The organism is Chania multitudinisentens RB-25 (assembly GCF_000520015.2).
Lineage (GTDB): Bacteria > Pseudomonadota > Gammaproteobacteria > Enterobacterales > Enterobacteriaceae > Chania > Chania multitudinisentens.
The window spans coordinates 1,000,978-1,024,342 of sequence record NZ_CP007044.2 but is presented as its reverse complement, the minus strand read 5'-3'; the positions used below and the strand labels follow the sequence as shown (position 1 = coordinate 1,024,342).

The 23,365-nt window shown below is 50.5% G+C and carries 20 protein-coding genes and 1 pseudogene; 12 read left to right on the top strand and 9 right to left on the bottom strand.

All coding sequences use genetic code 11. The features are described from left to right. Window positions 1-293 precede the first annotated feature (293 nt). Together dinD and Z042_RS26935 are read left to right on the top strand one after the other, a co-directional pair. Window positions 294-1,049 (top strand): annotated as a pseudogene (gene dinD / locus Z042_RS04430) (DNA damage-inducible protein D); the annotation flags it as partial. 146 nt (window positions 1,050-1,195) lie between these two features. After that, window positions 1,196-1,339 (top strand): putative T6SS immunity periplasmic lipoprotein, encoded by a 144-nt coding sequence (locus tag Z042_RS26935; protein WP_470255727.1) that lies wholly within the window; start codon window positions 1,196-1,198, stop codon window positions 1,337-1,339. A 116-nt stretch (window positions 1,340-1,455) separates the two neighbouring features. Here the strand turns inward: Z042_RS26935 and Z042_RS04425 are convergent, their stop codons facing one another. Next, complete coding sequence (locus tag Z042_RS04425) at window positions 1,456-2,319, bottom strand: SIS domain-containing protein (RefSeq protein ID WP_024913514.1); 864 nt, start codon at window positions 2,317-2,319, stop codon at window positions 1,456-1,458. A gap of 209 nt (window positions 2,320-2,528) precedes the next feature. Between Z042_RS04425 and murQ the strand changes: the two genes are divergently transcribed. The 3 genes from murQ to Z042_RS04410 all read left to right on the top strand — a co-directional run bounded on the left by murQ (window position 2,529) and on the right by Z042_RS04410 (window position 6,183). Then, window positions 2,529-3,455 (top strand): N-acetylmuramic acid 6-phosphate etherase, encoded by a 927-nt coding sequence (gene murQ / locus Z042_RS04420; protein WP_024913515.1) that lies wholly within the window; start codon window positions 2,529-2,531, stop codon window positions 3,453-3,455. After that, complete coding sequence (murP, locus tag Z042_RS04415) at window positions 3,442-4,887, top strand: PTS N-acetylmuramic acid transporter subunit IIBC (protein WP_024913516.1); 1,446 nt, start codon at window positions 3,442-3,444, stop codon at window positions 4,885-4,887. Before murQ ends, murP begins: the two co-directional genes overlap by 14 nt. Before the next feature lie 111 nt (window positions 4,888-4,998). Continuing rightward, on the top strand, window positions 4,999-6,183 hold the full coding sequence (locus Z042_RS04410; RefSeq protein ID WP_024913517.1) for a NupC/NupG family nucleoside CNT transporter: 1,185 nt from the start codon (window positions 4,999-5,001) through the stop codon (window positions 6,181-6,183). A gap of 67 nt (window positions 6,184-6,250) precedes the next feature. Here the strand turns inward: Z042_RS04410 and Z042_RS04405 are convergent, their stop codons facing one another. Next, the gene (locus tag Z042_RS04405) at window positions 6,251-6,682 is read right to left on the bottom strand and encodes a DUF3574 domain-containing protein (RefSeq protein ID WP_024913518.1); all 432 of its coding nucleotides are present in this window, start codon (window positions 6,680-6,682) and stop codon (window positions 6,251-6,253) included. A 93-nt stretch (window positions 6,683-6,775) separates the two neighbouring features. Beyond that, entirely contained in the window at window positions 6,776-8,536 is a 1,761-nt protein-coding gene (gene ligB / locus Z042_RS04400; protein ID WP_045784778.1) for an NAD-dependent DNA ligase LigB, read from the bottom strand. 284 nt (window positions 8,537-8,820) lie between these two features. Between ligB and gmk the strand changes: the two genes are divergently transcribed. From gmk to recG, 5 genes are read left to right on the top strand one after another with little or no spacing between them, the layout of a single operon-like run. Continuing rightward, a complete protein-coding gene (gene gmk, locus Z042_RS04395) occupies window positions 8,821-9,444 on the top strand; it encodes a guanylate kinase (protein ID WP_024913520.1) in 624 nt (207 codons plus the stop codon). A gap of 54 nt (window positions 9,445-9,498) precedes the next feature. Then, window positions 9,499-9,774, top strand: a complete 276-nt coding sequence (gene rpoZ / locus Z042_RS04390) for a DNA-directed RNA polymerase subunit omega (protein ID WP_024482945.1) — start codon at window positions 9,499-9,501, stop codon at window positions 9,772-9,774. Window positions 9,775-9,792: 18 nt separating this feature from the next. After that, the gene (gene spoT / locus Z042_RS04385) at window positions 9,793-11,901 is read left to right on the top strand and encodes a bifunctional GTP diphosphokinase/guanosine-3',5'-bis pyrophosphate 3'-pyrophosphohydrolase (RefSeq protein ID WP_024913521.1); all 2,109 of its coding nucleotides are present in this window, start codon (window positions 9,793-9,795) and stop codon (window positions 11,899-11,901) included. A gap of 4 nt (window positions 11,902-11,905) precedes the next feature. Next, window positions 11,906-12,604: a tRNA (guanosine(18)-2'-O)-methyltransferase TrmH gene (trmH, locus tag Z042_RS04380; RefSeq protein ID WP_024913522.1), complete on the top strand. Its 699-nt coding sequence runs from the start codon at window positions 11,906-11,908 to the stop codon at window positions 12,602-12,604. Beyond that, on the top strand, window positions 12,601-14,682 hold the full coding sequence (gene recG / locus Z042_RS04375; RefSeq protein ID WP_024913523.1) for an ATP-dependent DNA helicase RecG: 2,082 nt from the start codon (window positions 12,601-12,603) through the stop codon (window positions 14,680-14,682). The genes trmH and recG overlap by 4 nt, the downstream gene beginning before the upstream one ends. Before the next feature lie 89 nt (window positions 14,683-14,771). Here the strand turns inward: recG and Z042_RS04370 are convergent, their stop codons facing one another. Then, window positions 14,772-15,023 carry a hypothetical protein gene (locus tag Z042_RS04370; RefSeq protein ID WP_024913524.1) on the bottom strand — a complete coding sequence of 84 codons (252 nt, stop codon included), beginning with the start codon at window positions 15,021-15,023 and terminating at the stop codon, window positions 14,772-14,774. Between Z042_RS04370 and Z042_RS04365 the strand changes: the two genes are divergently transcribed. After that, window positions 15,022-16,416, top strand: coding sequence for a uracil-xanthine permease family protein (locus Z042_RS04365; RefSeq protein ID WP_024913525.1), 1,395 nt, complete (start codon window positions 15,022-15,024; stop codon window positions 16,414-16,416). The two genes, Z042_RS04370 and Z042_RS04365, sit on opposite strands and share 2 nt — an antisense overlap. 144 nt (window positions 16,417-16,560) lie before the next feature. After that, window positions 16,561-18,228 (top strand): AsmA family protein, encoded by a 1,668-nt coding sequence (locus Z042_RS04360; protein ID WP_024913526.1) that lies wholly within the window; start codon window positions 16,561-16,563, stop codon window positions 18,226-18,228. Window positions 18,229-18,284: 56 nt separating this feature from the next. Here the strand turns inward: Z042_RS04360 and fabY are convergent, their stop codons facing one another. The 5 genes from fabY to typA all read right to left on the bottom strand — a co-directional run bounded on the left by fabY (window position 18,285) and on the right by typA (window position 23,219). Next, a complete protein-coding gene (fabY, locus tag Z042_RS04355) occupies window positions 18,285-19,199 on the bottom strand; it encodes a fatty acid biosynthesis protein FabY (RefSeq protein WP_024913527.1) in 915 nt (304 codons plus the stop codon). Between the two features lie 33 nt (window positions 19,200-19,232). Continuing rightward, window positions 19,233-19,670 carry a D-aminoacyl-tRNA deacylase gene (gene dtd, locus Z042_RS04350; RefSeq protein ID WP_024913528.1) on the bottom strand — a complete coding sequence of 146 codons (438 nt, stop codon included), beginning with the start codon at window positions 19,668-19,670 and terminating at the stop codon, window positions 19,233-19,235. Continuing rightward, window positions 19,667-20,551, bottom strand: coding sequence for a virulence factor BrkB family protein (locus Z042_RS04345; RefSeq protein ID WP_024913529.1), 885 nt, complete (start codon window positions 20,549-20,551; stop codon window positions 19,667-19,669). The genes dtd and Z042_RS04345 overlap by 4 nt, the downstream gene beginning before the upstream one ends. A gap of 87 nt (window positions 20,552-20,638) precedes the next feature. Continuing rightward, on the bottom strand, window positions 20,639-21,229 hold the full coding sequence (yihX, locus tag Z042_RS04340; RefSeq protein ID WP_024913530.1) for a glucose-1-phosphatase: 591 nt from the start codon (window positions 21,227-21,229) through the stop codon (window positions 20,639-20,641). Window positions 21,230-21,395: 166 nt separating this feature from the next. Then, window positions 21,396-23,219 (bottom strand): ribosome-dependent GTPase TypA, encoded by a 1,824-nt coding sequence (typA, locus tag Z042_RS04335; RefSeq protein ID WP_024913531.1) that lies wholly within the window; start codon window positions 23,217-23,219, stop codon window positions 21,396-21,398. Window positions 23,220-23,365: the final 146 nt, after the last annotated feature.

Genomic DNA, 23,365 nt, shown 5'->3' with positions numbered 1-23,365 from the left:
GCCTGACAAGATAAGGCTTATTGCTTTAGACAGGTAATCGATTTTGAACTGCTGGTGATCCACCCGCGGGGAGAGGTTAACTGTCACCGGCGCTGCTGGTTATCACAACAGGTACCAGATAACAGCGCGTGGGTGATGGCCGTTAGGCAGGTTTACCCTTGAACAGCTGAGACATAAACCGTTCGATACTATTGAGCACTTAATCAGCACTCTTTATGCTGTTGCATGCGCTTTAATGCCCTTCCTTGCATTGAGTAGATGTACATCCCATTACACGGCCGAAAGGATGCGTTATGAACGAACATCACCAACCATTTGAGCAATTCAGACAGCAAGATGACAATGGCATTGAATTTTGGTCTGCCCGTGATCTATCTAAGATTCTGGATTACTCGGAATACCGACACTTTGCTCCAGTGTTAGAACGCGCAAAAGAGGCTTGTTTAAACAGTGGTCATTATGTCGAAGACCATTTCGAGGATGTCCTCGCAATGGTCAAAATTGGCTCAGGCGCGTTAAGAGAGCTTAAAGACGTTAAGCTCTCCAGATATGCTTGCTATCTTGTCGTGCAGAATGGTGATCCAAGCAAGACTGTGATTGCGGCCGGGCAAACCTACTTTGCAATGCAAACCCGTAGGCAAGAACTTGCTGATGACGAAACATTCAAATGCCTTCGCGAAGATGAAAAACGGCTGTTCCTGCGCAATGAATTAAAAGAGCACAACAAACAACTGGTTGAGGTCGCACAACAAGCAGGGGTAGAGACAACGTTGGATTTTGCCATATTTCAGAACCATGGCTATCAAGGCCTATACGGTGGGTTGGATCAAAAGGCTATCCACCAGCGCAAGGGGCTAAAAAAGAGTCAAAAAATACTCGATCATATGGGCTCTACTGAACTTGCTGCCAACCTATTCCGAGCAACACAGGCCGAGGAAAAATTGCGCCGAGATCAGGTGAAATCAAAACAACAGGCAAATCAGACTCATTTTGATGTTGGCAGAAAGGTGCGACAAACCATCCAGGAGCTCGGTGGTACCATGCCGGAAAATCAACGCATTATAAGAAATCCAGTCAATAAAAGGCTTTGACGCCGATACTCACCAAGTAAATATTCAGGAAGAATCAAGAAGCCGCAAATAATCATTGAAGCCCGCAATACGTCGGGCTTTTTGTTGTAAAGCCAGGAGATCGTATAACCTCAATTCAGATTGGTAGCGAAACCGAAGATAATTTTAGAGATGAATTTGACAGCAAACCCTTCGCCCCAGTTGAGGGAAGGTGTTTACCTACGTTTGGTTATCATTTTGAAAATAGAAAGATATTATGGTTTGGATAATGATAACTATGGGCGACACTCATTAATTCAGGCAAGCTTCACCCTTAATAAATTGTGCCCGAAGTGAATAGGAGGGGCACATAATGCAAAACCGCATTATGTGCATCCACGAGCCACTATTTGTTACTCAACTGCTCAACCAATGTCTGGCTTTGCTGAATAAAATGACGGCTCTCTTCGCTATTCTGCTGTATAAGACTGACAAACAACAAATCAATGATAGTGTGCTGTGCCGTTCTGGCAGCAATAGAGGAACTGCGCCAGCGGGTTTCATCAGCAATGGTATCCAGCGTATAGTCCGCAATTTCTCTCAACGGATTATGTTGCAAAGAAGTAATAGCAACCAGCGTGGCTCCCCTTTTTTTGGCAACTTCAGCAGCAATTAAAATCTCCCGGCGCTTACCGGAAAATGAAATAATAATCTGTACATCAGCTGGGTTCAGAGATTGGGCAACCGTGATTTGGACGTGGCTATCTAACTCATTCATTACCGAATAACCAATTTTCATCAGCTTATAAGCAAGATCTTTGGCAATGAGCGATGAACCACCCACACCGATAATTTGAACGCGTTTGGCCGCCTGAATATGCGACACAACATGCTGTAGTTGAGCAAAGTCCAGGCTATCAGTTGTATCTCGCAACGCTTGCTGTTTTTCCAGAAATAATTTCTCGGCGATATCCGGCAAACTGTCATCACTGTTAATGCCATTATGAATATGCGAGCTCTGTAGTCGTTGTTCAGACACCTGCTGCCCCCACTCCTCAATGAGAGCCATTTTTAAGTGGGTAAAACCTTTCATCCCCAGCTTCTGAGAAAATTTAATAACGCTGGATTGGCTAACCCCCAAAATCATCGCCAGCCCCTGTGAGGAAAGCTGTTTTAGCTTATCGGGGTTTGCCAACACATAATCCGCGATCTTACGCTCTCCGGAAGTGAATGACTCTTTGTTATGAACTATTTTTTGCGTGTATCTCATCGCTGTGGTAACTCACGTTGTCAACGAAAAAAGCGGATTTTACCCCAGCTATCTTACGCTGCCAGTACCTAAAACAACATGGATATCAACAAGAGGGGGTTATGGTAAGTTGACAACGGTCACATAACCCTTCAAATTAATAAAATATTTGTTGATTTAATTATAAATGGAATTAATTATTCCAAAATACCAACCCCCCTGAGATTACAATGAAAATTGATTTATCAACTCTAGTTACCGAGAGCCGTAACCCAGACAGTGAAAATATTGATACCTTATCCACTCTAGAGATGCTTAAGGTTATTAATGCCGAAGATAAAAAAGTCGCTTTTGCGGTAGAGCGTGTGTTACCACAGGTAGCAGAGGCTGTGGATGCCATTAGCGCAGCCTTCACTCACGAAGGCCGTTTGATTTACTGCGGAGCTGGCACCTCCGGGCGTTTGGGCATTCTGGATGCTAGCGAATGCCCACCAACCTATGGTACACCACGCGAACAGGTGATCGGCCTGATTGCTGGGGGACATACGGCTATTTTACAGGCAGTGGAAAACGCCGAAGATAATAGTGCCCAAGGGGAACAAGATCTGCGTGACCTGAATTTTAATGCCAATGATGTTCTCGTCGGCATCGCAGCCAGCGGACGCACGCCTTATGTCATGGGTGCCATGCGCTATGCCCGTGCTCAAGGAGCAACGGTGATCGCACTCACCTGTAACCAAAACAGTGAAATGAGTCAGTTGGCCGATATTGCTATCGAACCCGTGGTAGGAGGTGAAGTGGTCACTGGCTCATCACGCATGAAGGCAGCGACGGCACAAAAACTGGTGCTCAATATGCTGAGTACTGGGGCAATGATCCGTATCGGCAAGGTCTACGGTAATCTGATGGTGGACGTTGAAGCCACCAATGCCAAGCTGGCGCAACGCCAGATTAACATCGTTATGCAAGCAACCACGTGCAATCACCAACGTGCCTCCGAAGCCTTAAACGCCTGTGGGCACCACTGTAAAACCGCGATAGTCATGGTACTGGCTAACCTCTCGGCCACCGAAGCCAGTGCGATTCTAAAACACAACAATGGTTTTATCCGCGCAGTCTTATCAGGAACAGGACGTCAATCCGATGGCGAAAATTAATGAAGCAATGATCGAACAAATTTTGGGTCATGTCGGCGGTGGCAGTAACATCGCGATTTGCGGCAACTGCATGACGCGGTTGCGCCTAACCCTGAGGGACAGAGAACTCGTTGACCGCGATGCACTGAAAAAAATCGCAGGCGTAATGGGTGTTATTGAGGGGGACGATCAGTTGCAGATCGTCCTGGGGCCGGGTAAAGCGCAAACCGCAGCGGAAATGATGAATGCATTGCTAAGCCGAGCTGAACAGAATACGTCTGATACTCCCAAGGATCTTAACGCAATTGCTTCGGAGAATAAAAAGCAGCTTAAATCAAAGCAAAGTAGCGCTATTCATCATTTTTTCACTAAGTTTGCCACCATCTTTACCCCATTGATTCCTGGCTTCATTGCCGCAGGGTTGTTGTTAGGGATTGCAACCCTGCTTGAGCAAAGCATGGTCATTGGCGTTGAGTCACCCAATCCTTGGCTCATCAGCGCAATTGGTTATATGAAAGTATTCAGCAAAGGCCTGTTTGCCTTTTTGAGTATTCTTATCGGCCATAATGCGCAAAAAGCGTTTGGTGGCACAGGGGTGAATGGAGCCATTATTGCTTCGCTGTTTGTGCTGGGCTACGTACCAGACGCCAAGGTCGGTTACTATTCCGGCATTGATAGTTTCTTTGGCCTGCCTATCGATCCTAGAGGCAGCATTATTGGCGTGCTGATTGCTACTATTCTGGGCGCATGGGTTGAGCGGACGGTACGGAAATTTATCCCCGATAATCTGGACATGATACTGACCTCAGTCATTACCCTGCTGATTATGGGCGCAGTGACGTTCGTGGTTATCATGCCAATCGGCGGGGAACTGTTTAAAGGGATGTCATGGCTGTTTTTACATCTGAATGGCAACCCGTTTGGTAGCGCCATTCTGGCTGGCCTGTTCCTGCTTGCAGTAATGTTTGGTATTCATCAAGGGTTTGTTCCGGTCTATTTCGCTTTAATGGATGCCCAAGGCTTCAACTCACTGTTTCCGATCCTAGCCATGGCAGGTGGGGGGCAAGTAGGGGCCGCAATGGCACTGTACGCCAGAGCGAAAACGGGCTCGATACTGCGTACTCAAATCAAGGGAGCCATCATTCCTGGTATTCTTGGAATCGGTGAGCCTCTGATTTATGGCGTTACTCTACCCAGAGTGAAACCTTTTATCACCGCCTGTATCGGGGGAGCCGTTGGTGGGTTCTTCATTGGGATGGTCGCTTATATGGGATTACCCGTTGGTCTTAACACTGTCTTTGGTCCTTCCGGTATCGTATCTATTCCATTGATGACGTCGGCACAGGGCATCTATGCCGGGATCATGGTCTACACCGCTGGATTATTGGTGGCTTACACGGCAGGTTTCATTTTTACCTGGTTCTTTGGCAGTAAGAATGTTGATTTGAGTTAACTACCGGATAACAGGAAGGATGGTTCATTTGAGCCATCCCTCTTGCTGACGAACGGCAGCAAATTGGGTATAAGTACCTTTTTTCTAGCCTGTATGCTGTTCGGACTGTTTATGTCACAAATTTTGCACTTTATTTTGGCACTGCTTGTTATCATCTCCCTCGCGTTATGGGTCAGCCATGACCGGAAAAAAATCCGCCCGCGCTATATTATTCAGCTTCTGGTCGTTGAGGTGGCGCTAGCCTACTTCTTGCTGCACTCGGAAAGCGGGTTGGGTGCGATCAAACATGTGGCCGGATTCTTTGAAACTTTGCTGACCTTTGCTGCACAGGGCACCGATTTTGTTTTCGGTGGCATGAGCAAAGAGGGGTTATCGTTTATTTTCCTTGGCGTTTTATGCCCCATTATTTTTATCTCCGCATTGATCGGTATTTTGCAGCATTTTCGTATATTGCCGCTGATTATCCGCGCGGTGGGTACACTGCTCTCCAAAGTGAATGGCATGGGCAAGCTGGAATCCTTCAACACCGTCAGCACCTTGGTACTTGGGCAATCTGAAAATTTTATTGCTTATAAAGGCATTATTGCGGATATCTCTCCGCGCCGAATGTACACCATGGCAGCCACTGCAATGTCGACGGTATCATTGTCAATCGTAGGGGCTTATATGACGATGATCGATGCTCAATATGTAGTGGCTGCGTTAATCCTCAACATGTTCAGCACATTTATCATTCTCTCCATTATCAATCCCTATCAGGTTGAAGATGAACCAGAACTGAAGCTGAACAAGCTGCATGAAGACCAAAGCTTCTTTGAAATGCTGGGGGAATATATTCTGGCAGGCTTCAAAATAGCGATGATTATTGCCGCCATGCTGATCGGGTTTATTGCGCTAATCGCGGCGGTGAACGCCATTTTTGCAGCTATTTTCGGCATCAGCTTCCAACAAATTCTAGGTTATGTATTCTACCCGCTGGCCTGGTTGCTCGGCATCCCTGCTCACGATGCATTACAAGCGGGCAGTATTATGGCCACCAAACTGGTTGCGAATGAATTTGTGGCGATGATCGAACTGAAAAAAATCGCTGCGGAAATGTCCCCGCGCACATTGGGTATTCTCTCAGTCTTCCTGGTGTCCTTCGCCAACTTTGCCTCTATCGGCATTGTCGCCGGTGCCATCAAAGGCCTGAACGAACAACAAGGCAATGTCGTTTCACGTTTCGGCCTGAAACTGGTTTACGGTTCAACACTGGTCAGCCTGCTTTCAGCGGCAGTTGCCGGGTTGGTTCTCTAAAAGTATCAGCTCTCAAATGGTCACTGCCGGTGGCCATTTGTCGGGCATAACCCAAACTATTTACCTGTCAAAATGCCACACACACCGGCGTATCAACACGCATCACAGAATCCTGTACAAACTGCTGTTTGTAATGAGTACGCAACGCTTCAATATTCTGCTCACTTTCCGCACCTGGTGTATGAATCAACATTAGCGCTTTGCTGTTTTCCCGCGCTAATTTACCGTCATTTCCCAGCCATTGCCCTTTCGCATCAAATACCGATAGCCCTTCCTTAAAGCGCGGAGTCACCTGTTGATCGACAAAAGATTGCCATTCCACAGCGGTGATTACTGGCCCTACGGGGCGGTTTAACCCGAAGTAAAGCGTGGTTTGTACCATCGGCTCCCCCACACCGCAAAGCACCGATTTCTGTGACGTGGCCTGCTGGATTGGTGCAACACAGCCGCTCAACAATAAGATCGCAGCAGCCGCTGCCAGCATTGAAGCGTTTCTCATCTTAATTTTCATTTTCCTTACTTGTGGTTATTTTGGAGCAGAGCCAAAGACTACAGAAAATATAACCATCACCTGAAAGAGCCCGGCGTTATCTCATTCATTTTCCGTATTTTCGGTATAGCCTACCATCATGGAATGATTCGGTAACGAACCGAAGCCGTTGATCTCTTGCTCCACCAACGTGTTTACCAACTCATGCATGGCCGATGATTGCAGAAAACTTTGAATCTGCTTGGCTCTTTTAGCCCCAATACCAGCAACTTCCTGCCATCTCTTTAGCGTTATCTGCTGCATTTGCTGCCAGTTTTTCACCTGTATCTCAGCCATCTGAATAGGGGAAAGCGGTACGCCAAGCGCAATTAACCAACGCCCAAAGGGTTGTTGCCGCGCTTGATGAAATTGTTGGTAAAGAGCCTGCGCACGTTTGTTACCCATACCCGGCACACCGTTCAACTGTTCTGGAGTTAATAGCAACCAATCAAGCAAATCATCAACCAGCCCCTGAGCGATCAACGATTGCCATCCGGCCTCATTAAGACCATCTATATCCAACCCATGAGTACCACTCAGCCATACCAAACGTGCCAGAAACTGCTGACGACAACCGGGTTGTGGAGTAAAGCAGCTCAGCGGATGATAATTCTCGGGCCTTGGTGCTATGGGACGCTCCCGTTTTACCGCCCGCCAAACGACACGATTCAGATGCGGAATACCTTGCCCCATCAAGCCGATCGCAACGTGATCACCCGGCGCAATATCCCACTTCTGCCACAGTGGCAACGAACCAACGTTAACCCGCCGGACCCATTTGTCATCTATCTGTACCGGCTCCAAGAGCAACACCACAGCGATTTTTCCAGTACGACCTACGGCAAATTCAACGTCCGTCACTCTGGCTACCTGCTGAGCCGGTGGGTATTTCCAGGCAACGGCCCAATCGCTAGGTTTGGCTTGCCAGTAACGCCCTTCGGGAACTCCTCCTTGATGAATGACGATACCATCGGTGACAAATGGCAAAGGGCCACGATGCCAGGATGTACGCCACTGCTCTACCTCAGCCAGCGTCTTGACCGGTTTGGAGTACTGCTGGGAAAGGGTAAACCCCATCGCGGTAAGCTGTTGCAAACGTTCAGCCATGTTTGGTGGGCCATCGGGCCATGCCCAGATGAACAAACCAAGCTGGTTCAGTTCTGGGGAAAGCTGTTTACGCATCAACATGCCGGCAACTTTTGCCCGTGCGTTGATCCCCCCAAGAGCCTGTTGACGATGATTGTTCACCTTCAGGAACAGTTCTCCTTGTAACACCAAACGCGCAGGCGCCCTCTGCAAATGTTGGGGAACCGTAGGAATGGCTTTGACCTTTTCCAACCAGTTTTCCCCTTTCTGCCCATTCCCCCGGCTAATCGCACCGATCAGTTTCCCCTGCTGATAAACCAGCGTGACGGCCACACCATCAACCTTGGGCTGAACCCACAAATCACGGTGCCCTTGCATCCACTGCTCCACAGCAGCACGATCCGGCAGTTTACGCAGGCCGGTCTGGGCCACAGGATGCTGAATTTTGCCTGCCGGTAAAATTTGCCCGGCGTCCGCTAATGGTTCCTGGCCTGCGCAGCTTTGCCAAAATTGCAGTTGTTGTAGCAAACTGTCGTATATCTCATCATCAACTAAGCTGCGGCCTTGGCGATAATAAGCATCATCCCAATGCATCAGTTGGCTATTTAATGCCGTTATCTCCAACTGCAATCTTTCCTGCCGCCAATCTGGGCAAGTTTGCGCCCAGATGGTGTTTGTGCCGCACAGAAGCCCTGCGGCGATCAGCACATTCCGGATGCGATCACGGTATCCCAACATCGTGCACCTCCTTGGTCCTGGGTAGTAAAAACGGAAATCACGACATTGGCGATCACGAAAAAACAAAAATGCAAAGTGATTCCAAAAAGGAATAAGCACTTGCTGAAAACCTCGAAATTTTCCAGATACGTTACGCAAATTCGCTTTTTTCCCCTGTTTTTAACAGAAAGCAGCGGCCAAAATGCGACCTAACACTGCATACCGTGCTTTAGCCGTGTATACTGTGCGGAGAAAATACACATCCGCTATCACTGGCTTATCAACCGCTATCAACGAATATCATCATGGTTCAAGGCACGCTTTATATTGTCTCTGCACCCAGCGGTGCAGGGAAATCAAGCCTGATTCAGGCTTTGTTAAAGACACAACCGTTGTACGACACGCAAGTTTCGGTTTCACACACTACGCGTGATAGCCGCCCGGGCGAAAATCATGGCGAGCATTATTTTTTCGTCTCCAAAGACGAATTTCGCCGTATGATTGAGCAGGATGAATTTCTTGAGCACGCTGAAGTCTTTGGTAACTATTACGGCACGTCACGCGCGGCGATTGAACTGGTGCTCTCAACCGGTGTTGATGTCTTTCTTGATATCGATTGGCAGGGGGCACAACAGATCCGCGCCAAAATGCCCCAATCACGCAGCATCTTTATTCTGCCGCCGTCGAAGGAAGAATTAGGCCGCCGCCTGCGGGGGCGCGGGCAAGATGCAGACGACGTGATCGCTAAACGCATGGCGCAAGCCGTTGCAGAAATGACACACTATGCGGAGTATGATTATTTAATCGTGAATGATGATTTCGATCTGGCTTTGTCCGATCTGAAAACCATTATTCGCGCCGAACGTTTGCGTTTGGGCCGCCAAATACTGCGGCATGACGCTTTAATCAGCAAACTATTGGCAGACTGAAGCCAGTTTCAGTATTATGCCCAGTCTTTTCGTCACCTGTGGAGTAGCACAAATATGGCACGCGTAACTGTTCAAGACGCTGTAGAGAAAATTGGTAACCGTTTTGACCTGGTGTTGGTCGCTGCTCGTCGGGCACGTCAAATCCAGACCGGTGGTAAAGATGCTCTGGTACCCGAAGAGAACGATAAGTACACCGTTATCGCTCTGCGCGAAATTGAAGAAGGGCTAATCAACAGCCAGATCCTTGATGTACGTGAGCGCCAGGAGCAGCAAGAACAGGAAGCCGCAGAAATTCAGGCGGTGACCGCAATTGCTGAAGGTCGTCGTTAATTAAGCTGCGAGTCTGCCTTGTACCTGTTTGAAAGCCTGAATCTGCTGATTCAACGTTACTTGCCTGAGGAGCAGATTAAACGCCTCAAACAGGCATACCTCGTTGCACGTGATGCTCACGAGGGACAGACACGCTCTAGTGGTGAGCCCTACATTACTCATCCAGTCGCCGTGGCTTGTATTCTGGCAGAAATGCGTCTCGACTATGAGACGCTGATGGCCGCTCTGCTGCACGACGTCATTGAAGACACTCCAGCTACCTATCAGGATATGGAACAGCTGTTTGGTAAAAGCGTTGCCGAACTGGTTGAAGGCGTGTCCAAGCTCGATAAACTAAAATTTCAGGATAAAAAAGAAGCGCAGGCGGAAAATTTCCGCAAAATGATCATGGCGATGGTGCAAGATATCCGCGTCGTTCTGATCAAATTGGCCGACCGCACACATAACATGCGCACTCTCGGTTCGTTGCGCCCTGACAAACGGCGGCGCATCGCGCGCGAAACCCTGGAAATCTACAGCCCGCTAGCGCACCGCTTGGGTATTCATCATCTGAAAACCGAGCTGGAAGAATTGGGTTTTGAGGCGCTCTATCCCAACCGTTACCGGGTGATCAAAGCGGTGGTAAAAGCTGCACGCGGTAACCGTAAGGAGATGATCCAGAAGATTCTTTCCGAGATCGAAGGGCGTTTGACCGAAGCAGGTATTCCTTGCCGCGTCAGCGGAAGGGAAAAACACCTTTATTCCATCTATTGCAAGATGCACCTGAAAGAACAGCGTTTTCATTCAATTATGGATATCTACGCGTTCCGGGTGATCGTAAAAGAAGTCGACACCTGTTACCGGGTGCTGGGTCAGGCACACAGCCTGTATAAACCGCGGCCAGGCCGGGTGAAAGATTATATCGCTATTCCCAAAGCCAACGGCTATCAATCACTGCACACTTCGCTGATCGGCCCACATGGCGTGCCGGTTGAAGTCCAGATCCGTACTGAAGATATGGATCAGATGGCAGAGATGGGGGTTGCCGCGCACTGGGCCTACAAAGAACAGGGTGAGACCCCCGGCACCACCGCACAAATCCGCGCCCAACGCTGGATGCAGAGTTTACTTGAACTGCAACAAAGCGCTGGTAGCTCCTTTGAATTTATCGAAAGCGTAAAATCTGATCTATTCCCAGATGAAATTTACGTTTTCACCCCAGAAGGCCGTATCGTTGAACTGCCTGCGGGTGCCACACCGGTTGACTTCGCTTATGCGGTGCATACCGATATTGGTCACGCCTGCGTTGGTGCTCGCGTTGATCGGCAACCTTACCCATTGTCACAATCGCTAAGCAGTGGCCAGACGGTAGAAATCATTACTGCGCCCGGCGCACGGCCAAATGCCGCCTGGTTGAACTTTGTTGTCAGTTCAAAAGCCCGCGCCAAAATCCGCCAGATGCTGAAAAACCTCAAGCGTGATGATTCTGTCAGCCTGGGCCGCCGTTTGCTCAACCATGCGCTGGGCGGCAGCCGCAAGCTTTCCGAAGTGCCGCAGGAAAATATTCGCCACGAACTGGAACGCATGAAGCTGGCAACGCTGGATGATTTGTTGGCAGAAATTGGCCTTGGCAACGCCATGAGCGTGGTTATTGCGAAGAATTTACAGGGCGATCATTCCAGTTTAGGGGTTTCTTCCGGTGTGCGTAATCTGGCCATCAAAGGGGCTGATGGTGTTCTGATCACCTTCGCCAAATGTTGCCGGCCTATTCCGGGCGATCCGATTATTGCCCATGTCAGCCCAGGCAAAGGCTTGGTGATCCACCATGAATCCTGCCGCAATATTCGTGGTTACCAGAAAGAGCCAGAAAAATTCATGGCTGTTGAGTGGGATACAGAAATCGAGCAGGAATTCATTGCCGAAATCAAAGTAGATATGCTCAACCATCAGGGGGCGCTGGCCAATCTGACGGCCGCTATCAATGCGGCAGGCTCAAACATTCAAAGCCTGAATACCGAAGAGAAAGATGGCCGGGTTTACAGCGCCTTTATTCGCCTGACGACCCGAGACCGCGTCCATTTGGCAAACATTATGCGTAAAATCCGTATCATGCCGGATGTGATCAAAGTTAACCGTAACCGAAACTAGCGCTATGAGCCCTGAACGCTATGCACGAATTTGTGAAATGCTGGCCACTCGGCAGCCCGATCTGACGGTCTGCCTGGAACAGGTGCACAAACCTCATAACGTTTCTGCCATTATCCGCACCGCTGACGCTGTTGGTGTGCATCAGGTACATGCGGTCTGGCCAACCACGCGAATGCGTACGTTGGTTTCTTCCGCCGCAGGGAGCAACAGTTGGGTGAGCGTCAGAACCCACCGCACGATTACCGATGCCGTTACCCATATGAAAAACCAGGGGATGCAAATTCTGGCTACCCACCTTTCCGCACGTGCCATCGATTTTCGAGAAGTGGATTATACCCGCCCCACTTGCGTGCTGCTGGGGCAAGAGAAAACCGGCATTACCAAAGAAGCTCTGGCCTTGGCCGATCAAGACATCATTATCCCCATGATCGGTATGGTGCAATCACTTAATGTTTCTGTAGCTTCAGCTTTAATTTTGTATGAAGCCCAACGTCAGCGGCAAAATGCAGGCATGTATCGCCGTGAATACGGTGCTCTGGACGAAGAAGAACGGCAACGCCTGCTGTTTGAGGGGGGTTATCCGGTGTTAGCCAATGTGGCCAAGCGCAAAGGGCTACCCCGCCCGCATATTGATGAACAAGGCCAAGTGGTCGCTGACGCCGAATGGTGGGCAACCATGCAGGCAACCACGGTACGCCAATGAAAGGCCGCCTGCTGGATGCCGTCCCTCTTACAACACTTGCCGGGGTTGGAGCCAGCCAGGCAGGGAAATTAGCCAAAATCGGCCTGAATACCATTCAAGATTTGCTGCTACACCTGCCTCTGCGTTACGAAGATCGCACTCGTCTTTATTCCATCAACGATCTGCTACCCGGTATTTTTGCTACTGTGGAAGGGGAAGTGTTACGCAGCGATATCAGTTTTGGCCGCCGCCGTATGCTAACCTGCCAGATTAGCGACGGCACGGGTCTGCTGACTATGCGTTTCTTCAATTTCAACGCAGCGATGAAAAATAGTTTAGCGGCTGGCCGCCGCATAACAGCTTACGGTGAAATCAAACGCGGTAGCCACGGTGCCGAAATTATTCATCCTGAATATCGAATTCAAGGTGAAAGCAGTGAAATTGAATTGCAGGAAGCCCTGACACCGGTCTATCCCACCACCGAAGGCGTCCGCCAAGCCACGCTGCGCAAGCTGACCGATCAGGCACTGGAATTGTTGGATACCTGTGCTATTGCTGAGCTGCTACCGCCAGAACTCAACGGTGGGCTGATAAGCTTGCCACAGGCATTACATACTCTGCACCGCCCACCGCCAGACATTCAGCTGACCGACTTGGAACAGGGTAAACACCCGGCGCAAAGGCGCCTGATTCTGGAAGAATTGCTGGCGCATAATCTCAGTATGTTGGCGGTACGCGCCGGAGCACAGAGCTATAAAGCACTTGCACTCATGCCAGACGATCGGCTGAAAAACAGCTTCCTCGCTCAGTTGCCGTTTGTGCCTACCAATGCGCAGAACCGGGTGGTAGCTGATATCGAAGCTGATATGCAGAAAGGTTTCCCGATGATGCGCCTGATTCAGGGGGATGTCGGCTCAGGAAAAACCCTGGTTGCGGCACTGGCCGCACTGCGCGCTATCACACACGGCAAGCAGGTCGCACTGATGGCCCCGACCGAGTTACTGGCCGAACAGCATGCCAATAGCTTCCGCCAGTGGTTTGAACCACTGGGGATTGACGTGGGTTGGCTGGCCGGGAAACAAAAAGGGAAAGCGCGCATCGCGCAACAAGAAGCGATTGCCAGCGGGCAAGTAGCGATGGTGGTAGGCACTCACGCCATTTTCCAGGAACAGGTGCAGTTTAATGGCTTGGCGCTGGTAATCATTGATGAACAGCACCGCTTTGGAGTACATCAGCGGCTAGCGCTGTGGGAAAAAGGTGAAGAACAAGGGTTCCATGCTCACCAGTTGATCATGACTGCTACACCGATCCCACGCACGCTGGCGATGACTGCCTATGCCGATCTCGATACTTCCGTTATCGATGAATTGCCACCGGGCCGCACGCCGGTCACCACCGTTGCCATTCCTGATACGCGCCGTGCCGATATCATTCAGCGGGTAAAAAATGCCTGCCTAGAGGAAAGCCGACAGGCTTATTGGGTCTGCACGTTGATTGAGGAATCTGATCTACTGGAAGCTCAAGCAGCGGAAGCTACCTGGGAAGAATTGCAAACCGCCCTGCCGGAGCTAAAGGTTGCGTTGGTGCATGGCCGTATGAAAGCGCAGGAAAAACAGGCGGTGATGCAGGCCTTTAAACAGGGTGAATTGCAGTTACTGGTCGCCACCACGGTGATTGAGGTGGGTGTTGACGTACCGAATGCCAGCCTGATGATTATCGAAAACCCCGAGCGGCTTGGGTTGGCGCAATTGCACCAGTTACGCGGCCGTGTTGGCCGTGGGTCCGTCGCGTCGCATTGTGTTCTATTGTATAAAACACCGCTCAGCAAAACGGCGCAAAAACGCTTACAGGTACTGCGCGACAGTAACGACGGCTTTGTGATTGCTCAGCGCGATCTGGAGATTCGTGGGCCTGGCGAGCTCTTGGGCACGCGCCAAACCGGCAGCACAGAGTTCAAAGTGGCCAACCTGCTACGCGATCAGGCAATGATCCCGGAAGTTCAGCGCGTTGCGCGCCACATCCATGAGCATTACCCACAACATGCTCATGCCCTGATCGAGCGCTGGCTGCCTGAAACAGCCCGCTATTCTAATGCCTGACTCAGTAACGCTGCCCGAGGATGTTCGGAGGCCGCAATCATTATCAACGACCACACATTCAGGCTGTCAACCACCAGTGGCCACGCAATTCAACGGGTTAATACGAGGGTTTTAAATACCTTATCGGATTGTTGTTGCAGGGTATCAATAATATTCAACGTCTCAACAAGAGACGGCCCGCAGGAGGGAATAAACGTGACCAGCAGGCGGAATAAAACCAGCAAAAATGTGACATCAACAACTATGGGGTTTCTGACAAAAATATTAATGCGCAACCGTTTGCTTTTGTGAAGCGGATCATTAAAATGCCCTCTTTGCCGCCTCTGGAAATACCACATCATGTCTATCCAATCCGCCGAGCCTGATGCCCAACAGAAAGCATCAGCAACCGTTCCGCATACCAGTGAACTGATTTATCACCTGGAAGATCGCCCGCCGTTGCCGCAAACCCTTTTTGCCGCTGGCCAGCATCTGCTGGCGATGTTTGTCGCCGTGATCACCCCGGCCCTGTTGATCTGCCAGGCACTTGGCCTGCCAGCGCAGGATACACAACGCATTATCAGTATGTCGTTGTTTGCTTCCGGTCTGGCCTCAATTCTGCAAATCAAAACCTGGGGCCCGGTGGGTTCTGGCTTATTGTCTATTCAGGGCACCAGCTTTAACTTTGTCTCACCGCTGATTATGGGCGGGCTGGCGCTGAAAAATGGCGGGGCCGATGTACCCACCATGATGGCTGCGCTGTTTGGCACACTGATGGTGGCTTCCTGTACCGAAATCTTGCTCTCAAGAGTGCTGCATCTGGCACGCCGTATTATTACGCCGCTGGTATCCGGGATTGTGGTGATGATCATCGGTTTGTCGCTGATTCAGGTCGGCCTGACCTCAATCGGCGGTGGCTATGCAGCCATGAATGATAATACCTTTGGTACACCGAAAAACCTGTTCCTGGCCGGTGTCGTTCTCGCGGTTATTATCTTGCTCAATCGCCAACGCAACCCTTACCTACGTGTCGCTTCACTGGTGATCGCCATGGCTGTCGGCTATCTGCTGGCCTGGGGGATGGGCATGCTGCCGGAAACCCAACCGGTCATCAATACTGCCCCGATCATTATCCCAGCACCGCTGTATTATGGCCTGGGTTTTGACTGGAGCCTACTGCTGCCACTGATGCTGATCTTTATGGTGACCTCGTTAGAAACTATCGGGGATATCACAGCCACTTCCGACGTTTCCGAACAGCCGGTCAGCGGCCCACTGTATATGAATCGTCTCAAAGGTGGCGTACTGGCTAACGGCCTTAATTCTATGCTGTCTGCCGTCTTTAACACCTTCCCAAATTCTTGCTTTGGTCAGAACAACGGGGTGATCCAACTGACTGGCGTGGCCAGCCGCTACGTTGGTTTCGTTGTCGCCCTGATGCTGATCATTCTGGGGTTGTTCCCGGCAGTGGCCGGTATTGTGCAGCACATCCCTGAACCGGTGCTAGGCGGTGCCACCATTGTGATGTTCGGCACCATTGCCGCCTCTGGCGTGCGTATTGTTTCCCGCGAAACGCTGAACCGCCGTGCGATCATGATTATGGCTTTATCGCTGGCCGTAGGGATGGGAGTTTCACAGCAACCGCTGATCCTGCAATTTGCACCAGACTGGCTGAAAACACTGCTTTCTTCGGGTATTGCGGCCGGGGGTATTACCGCCATCATGCTGAACCTGCTGTTCCCACAGGAAAAATAATCTTTCCCGCTATGGCGGATAAAATGGCTGGCGGTTTACAACTTCCAGCCATTTTTTTATTGTCTTTCAGGCTATTGCACTTGAGCTGACAGGATAATTACGGCATAAACAGAGTATCTTTTCTGATCGCTACGGATCCTGACGATGAAATTTATCGGAAAGCTGTTGCTGACGTTGTTGCTGCTGGCAGTACTCGCCGTGGTGTTGCTCTACGTTTTGGGGCAAACACGCTGGGCTGCTGGTTGGCTGAGCCGTTGGATCAGTGATAACAGTGAATATCGCCTGTCGGTGGACAAAATCACCCATTCATGGAGCAATCCAGAGAAAATCACTTTGGAAGGTGTCACTCTGGCCCAGGCTAACCAACCGCAAACGTTGGCCGCCAAGCAGATAGATCTGGCTTTCAGCCTGCGGCAGATCACCGAACCACGTTACTTCAGCAGCGTTACACTACGCGATGGGACGCTCAATGTAAAATCACAGCAGGGCATCTCCTTGCCGATACAGGCCGATACGCTGCAACTGAGTAATATGGCATTACAGTCCAACGATGCAAGCTGGCAGTTAAACGCGCAAAAGGTGAATGCCGGTATTACTCCCTGGCAGCCAACCATTGCCCATGTACTGGGTGAAAACAACCAGTTCCAGTTCAGCGCGGGCTCAATGACGCTCAATGGTATTCCTGCCTCGCAGGTGCTGGTACAAGGAGAAATCAAACAAAACCAATTGCTGTTGAGCGACTTCGGGGCTGATTTAGCTCAGGGAAATCTCACCGGCGTTGCCAGCCGGGCTGCTGACGGCAGTTGGTTGATAGAACGCCTACGTTTGAGCAATGTACGCCTGCAAACCCCTCTAACGCTGGAACAGTTCAGGGAGCAATTCACCGCTTTACCACCGATTACGGTGAAACGTTTTGATCTCATCGATGCGCGCCTGGAAGGGAAAGAGTGGGCGGTTAACGATCTCGATTTGTCACTGCAAAACGTCACGTTCCAGAAAGGTGACTGGAGTAGCCAAGATGGTTCACTCAGCTTTAACGCTGGCGATCTCATCAACGGCAACTTCCATCTGATCGATCCAATCATGAATGTGCAACTTTCCCCGGCCGGTGTCACCATTACGCAGTTCACTACCCGTTGGGAAGGTGGGCTGTTACGTACTTCCGGCCATTGGCTGCGTGCCAATCAACGGTTGCAACTTGATGAAGTGGCGATGGCCGCGCTGGAATATACATTGCCAATTAACTGGCATACGCTTTGGTTGCAACCGCTGCCAAGCTGGTTGGCAGAAGTGTATATCAGCAAATTGACCACCAACCGTAATCTGCTCATTGATATCAATCCAGATTTCCCATTCCAAATCACCGCGCTGGATGGCTACGGTAGCAACCTGCTGTTGGCGCAAGATCATCAGTGGGGCATCTGGTCCGGTTCATTGAAGCTTAACGGCAGCGACGCCACCTTCAATAAGGTTGACGTACGCCGTCCTTCTTTGGCGCTGGATGCCAATACACAGCAGATTAACGTTACTGAGTTAAGCGCGTTTATGCCTGATGGCCTCTTGGACGCCAAGGCTAGCGTCAGCCAGTTGCCCGGCAAGCCGTTCACGTTATCCTTTAATGGGCGTTCAGTGCCATTGAATACGTTACAGCAATGGGGGTGGCAGCATGTGCCGTTGGAAGGTGATGGCAACCTGCAATTACAATTGAAAGGGTTACTGAACAACAGCGCTGGGCCGTTTAAATCTTCATTGCAGGGCCATCTGCAAGCAGCCAGTAAAGAAGGGCAGACGGTAGAACAACAGTTGCCGTAACTCATAATGGCCAAGTTGCAGCCAACCCTGGCTGCAACTTGAAAAATTCAGGGTTTTCACTCTTGGCCCGGCTCAACAGGCAGCACCATGTAAGTCCCTTCAAATACCGCCCCTTTGTCGTCGTCACCAAACAAATCAACGTTCGCCTGCACGCGCGCACGATGGCCACGGGCTAAACGAGCAAGATCGCCACTGAGTGAACTGAGATCTGCCACCGCTCGCGGGCGGCCAGTGATCGGTTTGCTGTAACGGATATGGGCATCCGCCAGAATAATGGTGCCGCCCAGATGGCGCTCACGCAGCAGCAGCCAGATCAACCCCCAAGCGGTCAAAGTCGCCAATGAAAACAGGCTGCCTGCGAACAATGTGTGGTGCGGGTTCTGATTGCCTACCTCCGGCATGGTGGTAACAAAACGCTGGCCTGTATACTGGCTGATGCGCACCCCCATCTTTTCGCTAAGCGGAATATGTTCGTACCAGGCTTGCTGCAATTGCCCGCACCAGTCAGGGCGATGCAGGATGTCATCCAACGTTGCTACCGGCTTAATCATCAGATAATGGCGAACAGGCGTAGTTTGTGGTGCGGTGATTTCACCTTGATTGACAAAACCCAGTTTGGCAAAGAAATCGACGGCATCTTCACGCGCGCTACAGACGACCCGTTTGACCCCCTCCTGACGCGCTACGGATTCCAATGTCATCGCCACCAGCGTGCCCAGGCCTTTGTCTTGAACTGTGGGATCAACCGCCAAAAAGCGGATAGCCGCTTCATTATCCGCATTGATATACAAGCGGCCAATGGCAACAATTTTACCATTCTCATCCACCACCATCTGATGGTGGGCCATGGCATCATAGGCATCTTTTTCCGAACCCACCGGCTGGTGCAACGGTTTGCGCAGCATCTCCCAGCGAAACTGGTAATACTCTCTCAGTTCTTGTTCTGTGACAGGTACTCGTAAGTGATACATAGATGCCTTCTCTCTCTGGTGCTCTAAAAATACTTAAACCTGAAGCCAAAACGTCACCGGCCCATCATTCACCAACGCCACTTGCATATCTGCGGCAAACTCGCCGGTTTGGGTTGCTACGCCGTGCTCACGGCACTGCCCGACAAAATACTGATACAACCGCTCTGCCTCCTGCGGCACGGCACCGCGCGAAAAGCTTGGGCGCATGCCTTTCTGGGTATCGGCCACCAGAGTAAACTGTGATACCACCAGCACACTGCCCCCCGCTTGCTGTACATTGAGATTCATCTTGTCGTTCTCATCACCAAAAATACGGTATCCCAGTACGCGCTCGCAAAGGCGTTCGGCTTTTTGTTCGTTATCAGCAGCCTCAACCCCCAATAACACTAACAAACCAGGGCCAATCTTGCCTACCGTTTCCCCCCCCACCGTTACGCTGGCGTTTAACACCCGTTGAATCAACGCAATCATAAATGCCCTTCTTCTTGCTGCTGTTCTGTTTGCTGTTGCTGATAAAGGCGATATTCACCCAAGGTAACGGTAATTTCCGCACCGAGTAACACGATACACCAGCTCCAATACACCCATAGGAATAAAATCGGAATCACCGCCAATACGCCATAGATCAGCTGGTAGGACGGAAACATAGTGACGTACAGTGCAAATGCCTTCTTACCTAGCTCAAACAACACCCCGGCAACCAAAGCACCGATCAGCGCATCTTTGGGCGGCACCCGCACCGTGGGGACAATGCTGTATAACAACCAAAAGGAGATCCAAGAGAGCAATAAAGGGAAGATGCTCAGTATCTGATCGATCAGACTGTCAACACCGGTTTGTGTCAGCCAGTTAAGTGATAACAAATAAGAGCTGATGGCCATGCTGGCCCCGACCAATAGCGGCCCCAGCGTCAGCACCATCCAGTAAACGGCAAATGAAAAAACGATTGGGCGTTTGTTTTTGCTGCGCCAGATGGTGTTCAGCACGGTATCAACCGAGGAAATCAGCAATAAAGCGATCACAATCAGCCCGCAGATCCCCACGGCCGTCATCCTGCTGGAATTGGCAACAAACTGTTCAAGGTAACGCTGGATCACGTTACCCGCCGCAGGCATGAGGTTGGAAAAAATAAAGTTTTTCAGTTGAATGCTGATATCAGAAAACATCGGGAAGGCGGTAAACAGCGCAAACACCACGGTGATTAATGGTACTAACGAAAGCAGAGAAACATAGGCCAAATGGCCTGCCAGCATGGTCAGGCCGTCACCATCAATACGCTTCATCAGCAACCGCCCGAAGGTGATTCCAGGTTTGAACGACGCAGGCAGCTTTTTTCGGCGGAAGAACAACATATCCACTCCTTGATGTCAGGCTTTACACCTTAAGCTTAACGCGCTATTCGAGTTACAGGAAGGCGGGCACATGCAGCTTGAAGCCGATCATTGAGCGAAATAAGCCGGAATAACCTGCCGATCGGTAACCTGCACCGCTTTAATACCCAGCGCCTCTGCCGCTGCCACGTTAACGGCAACATCATCGAAAAACACGGCCTGATCCGCCGGGGTATTTTCTGCTGTCAGTACATGCTGATAAATATTGGCATCGGGTTTACGCATACCGATATCCTGCGACAGATACATATGATCGGCGGCTTCGGCAACTTGCGGGTAATGCTGTGGCCAGTAGTTGCAGTGTAAACGGTTGGTATTCGACAACACCACAACGCGATGCCCTTCGCTGCGCAGGCGATGCATGATATCGATCACTTCCGGGCGCAGTGCGACAAACACCGCCTGCCAGCCAGTGGCAAACTGTTCGAAACTAAGCGCAATCCCCATTTCATCACACAGTTTGGCCGCAAAATCTTCGTCGCTGATTTCACCGCGTTCGTGCTGCTGGAAGACCTCACCCATGCTGAAACGATCGGTCAACATCGCCAGCGGTGTACCGCTCAGATTACTCCATACTCCCAGCACACGTTTAAAATCGATATCGACGATCACATTACCTAAATCAAAGATATACAGCATAGTTTTCTCCTGATGGGCCAGTGAGATTTTACTGTAACGAGAAAAGTTAACGCTGAACAGGGAGCAAGAGTGAAAAGCGCATCGCGCGCCACAGAAATAGGAAAAGATGGAGGAAAAAACTCAGGGCGCCATAACGCGCCCTAAGCATTGCGGATTAAATCGGCGATTAAGCTTCTTTAGGGCCGCGGTTCGCACGCTTACGATCGTTTTCCGTCAGGTGACGCTTACGGATACGAATCGAAATTGGCGTCACTTCGACCAGTTCGTCGTCATCAATGAATTCCAGAGCCTGCTCCAGAGACATTTTGATGGCCGGAACCAGCGTTGTGGCTTCATCAGTACCTGAAGCACGCATGTTGGTCAGTTTCTTACCGGTCAGGCAGTTCACCGTCAGATCGTTAGAACGTGTGTGAATACCGATGATCTGGCCTTCATACACTTCTGCGCCATGGCCCAGGAACAGCTTGCCGCGATCTTGTAAACCAAACAGGGCAAATGCAACCGCTTTGCCTTGGCCGTTAGAGATCAACACACCGTTCTGACGCTGGCCCACTTCGCCTTGACGCACGTCGTCGTAGTGGCTGAAAGTGGAGTACAACAGACCAGTACCAGAAGTCATGGTCATGAATTCATTACGAAAACCGATCAAACCACGGCTTGGGATCACATAGTCAAGACGCACGCGGCCTTTACCATCTGGGTCCATGCTTTTCAAATCCGCTTTACGCTCACCCATCGCCTGCATCACAGAACCCTGATGCTGCTCTTCGATATCCAGCGTAACGTTTTCGAATGGCTCCTGCTTGCGGCCATCAATTTCACGGAAGATGACTTTCGGGCGGGAAACTGCCAGTTCGAAACCTTCGCGGCGCATGTTTTCAATCAACACCGACAGGTGAAGTTCACCACGGCCCGAAACACGGAATGCATCTGCATCTTCAGTTTCTTCAACGCGCAACGCAACGTTGTGCACCAGCTCTTTGTTCAAACGCTCAAGGATCTGACGTGAAGTCACGAACTTGCCTTCTTTACCACAGAACGGCGAGGTATTGACGTTAAAGAACATGCTTACGGTCGGTTCATCAACAGACAATGCTGGCAGCGCTTCTACCGCATTAACATCACAGATGGTATCAGAGATGTTCAGTTCGCCCAGGCCGGTAATGGCGATAATATCGCCCGCTTCGGCAACGGCGGCTTCGATACGCTCCAGGCCCATATGGGTCAGAACCTTACCGATTTTACCGTTACGGGTTTTGCCTTCGCTGTCTATGATGGTGATCTGCTGGTTAGGCTTCACTTTGCCGCGCTTGATACGGCCAATCCCGATTACGCCAACATAGTTGTTGTAATCCAACTGGGAAATCTGCATCTGGAATGGCGCATCCAGCTCAACTTTTGGCGCAGATACATGATCGACAATCGCCTGATACAGCGGGGTCATGTCTTCAGCCATGTCATTATGATCAGCACCCGCGATCCCCAGCAGAGCAGAAGCATAGATGATTGGGAAATCGAGCTGTTCGTCGGTGGCATCCAGATTAACAAACAAATCGAAGACCTGATCAACTACCCAGTCCGGGCGCGCACCAGGGCGGTCAACCTTGTTGATAACCACGATCGGTTTCAGACCATTAGCGAACGCTTTTTTGGTCACGAAACGGGTTTGCGGCATTGGGCCATCCATAGCATCCACAACCAGCAACACCGAGTCGACCATTGACATCACACGCTCAACCTCACCGCCGAAATCGGCGTGCCCTGGGGTATCCACGATGTTGATGCGGTAGTCTTTCCAATTAATGGCGGTGTTTTTTGCGAGGATGGTAATCCCACGCTCTCTCTCCAAATCATTGGAGTCCATTACGCGTTCAGTTGCTTCCGCACGCTCTCCGAAAGTCCCGGATTGTTGCAGCAACTTGTCAACCAACGTGGTTTTACCATGGTCAACGTGGGCAATAATGGCGATATTACGCAAATTTTCGATCACAGCTTTGCCTCAGGCATTAGAAATAGCGCGCTATTGTACACGTATTAAGCGAGGGACCAAACAAGATCACAACACTCTCTTATAAACAACTGTGCACCGGTCAGTTTGTGATCTCTTTCACGGTGCAAAAAGCAGCAATCGGTCGT

Excerpts from the sequence above, each read along its gene's own strand:
- Z042_RS04425 (WP_024913514.1), bottom strand. The coding sequence starts at position 2,319 with ATGAGATACACGCAAAAAATAGTTCATAACAAAGAGTCATTCACTTCC.
- murQ (WP_024913515.1), top strand. The coding sequence starts at position 2,529 with ATGAAAATTGATTTATCAACTCTAGTTACCGAGAGCCGTAACCCAGAC.
- murP (WP_024913516.1), top strand. The coding sequence starts at position 3,442 with ATGGCGAAAATTAATGAAGCAATGATCGAACAAATTTTGGGTCATGTC.
- Z042_RS04410 (WP_024913517.1), top strand. The coding sequence starts at position 4,999 with ATGTCACAAATTTTGCACTTTATTTTGGCACTGCTTGTTATCATCTCC.
- Z042_RS04405 (WP_024913518.1), bottom strand. The coding sequence starts at position 6,682 with ATGAGAAACGCTTCAATGCTGGCAGCGGCTGCTGCGATCTTATTGTTG.
- ligB (WP_045784778.1), bottom strand. The coding sequence starts at position 8,536 with ATGTTGGGATACCGTGATCGCATCCGGAATGTGCTGATCGCCGCAGGG.
- gmk (WP_024913520.1), top strand. The coding sequence starts at position 8,821 with ATGGTTCAAGGCACGCTTTATATTGTCTCTGCACCCAGCGGTGCAGGG.
- rpoZ (WP_024482945.1), top strand. The coding sequence starts at position 9,499 with ATGGCACGCGTAACTGTTCAAGACGCTGTAGAGAAAATTGGTAACCGT.
- trmH (WP_024913522.1), top strand. The coding sequence starts at position 11,906 with ATGAGCCCTGAACGCTATGCACGAATTTGTGAAATGCTGGCCACTCGG.
- recG (WP_024913523.1), top strand. The coding sequence starts at position 12,601 with ATGAAAGGCCGCCTGCTGGATGCCGTCCCTCTTACAACACTTGCCGGG.
- Z042_RS04365 (WP_024913525.1), top strand. The coding sequence starts at position 15,022 with ATGTCTATCCAATCCGCCGAGCCTGATGCCCAACAGAAAGCATCAGCA.
- Z042_RS04370 (WP_024913524.1), bottom strand. The coding sequence starts at position 15,023 with ATGATGTGGTATTTCCAGAGGCGGCAAAGAGGGCATTTTAATGATCCG.
- Z042_RS04360 (WP_024913526.1), top strand. The coding sequence starts at position 16,561 with ATGAAATTTATCGGAAAGCTGTTGCTGACGTTGTTGCTGCTGGCAGTA.
- fabY (WP_024913527.1), bottom strand. The coding sequence starts at position 19,199 with ATGTATCACTTACGAGTACCTGTCACAGAACAAGAACTGAGAGAGTAT.
- dtd (WP_024913528.1), bottom strand. The coding sequence starts at position 19,670 with ATGATTGCGTTGATTCAACGGGTGTTAAACGCCAGCGTAACGGTGGGG.
- Z042_RS04345 (WP_024913529.1), bottom strand. The coding sequence starts at position 20,551 with ATGTTGTTCTTCCGCCGAAAAAAGCTGCCTGCGTCGTTCAAACCTGGA.
- yihX (WP_024913530.1), bottom strand. The coding sequence starts at position 21,229 with ATGCTGTATATCTTTGATTTAGGTAATGTGATCGTCGATATCGATTTT.